Source organism: Mycobacterium sp. IDUB_19, assembly GCF_055419445.1.
In genome coordinates, this window is sequence record NZ_JBVAXR010000191.1 from 1 (window position 1) to 833 (window position 833).

Annotated in this window: 1 protein-coding gene; it reads left to right on the forward strand. The window is 63.7% G+C overall.

Features of this window, described 5'->3' with window-relative positions:
- Positions 1 to 147: 147 nt before the first annotated feature.
- Positions 148 to 833 (forward strand): acyltransferase family protein (locus ACZY0B_RS27860; RefSeq protein ID WP_463767441.1); only part of this gene is annotated, 686 nt, incomplete at its 3' end.

Below are 833 nucleotides of genomic sequence, written 5' to 3' on the forward strand. Positions count from 1 at the left end.
CTCGACGCCGGCTATCGAGGAATTGATCGCTGAGCCCAAGCAGGACTACATTTCCGGCCGGTTCGGCTGACTGATCTCACCATCGGTGCGACTTGACCGCGGACGGTACCGTGACGCTGTGCACCGCGTCGAGCTCCTCGCGATCTGATGGACCACCTCAACACCGAGCGACCCGTTCGCAATCTGGCGGTGGATTTCTACCGCGCATCGGGCGTGGTGCTTATCGTGCTGGGACACTGGCTGGCCGGATCCGTGACGTACCACGATGGGCATTTCGGGCGGGAAAACCCGCTCGTCGACATTCCTTGGACGCAGTGGCTGACCTGGATTTTCCAGGCCGTTCCGGTGTTCTTCTTGGCGGCCGGTTACGCCGGCGCAGTGTCCTGGACCCACCGACGGGCCACCGGGGGCTTCTCGCGTGAGGTCTGGCTTCGGCATCGATTAGCACGGGTGCTTGGACCAACAGCGGTTTACATCGCGCTGGTGTCGGTAGTGGTGGCAATTCTGGTGGCCTACGGCGTGCCCGGCTCCGTGCTTGAATACGCGGGTTGGGCGGTGGCAATGCACCTGTGGTTCCTGGCCGTCTATGTGGTGGTGGTGTCGCTGACCCCGATTGCGATTGCCGCACAAGCCCGTTGGGGCCTTTGGGTGCCGGCCGTGTTGGCGGTGGGCGTCGCGGTACTCGACGTTGCCACGATCGTGGGCCACCTGCCCTACGTCGGCTGGCTGAATTACTTTCTGTGCTGGGGGGCGCTTTATCAGCTCGGAATCGCTTGGCGCGAAGGGCTATTGGGTGGCCGCAGGCCAGTGCTTCTGGCAGCAGGCTCGGCGGT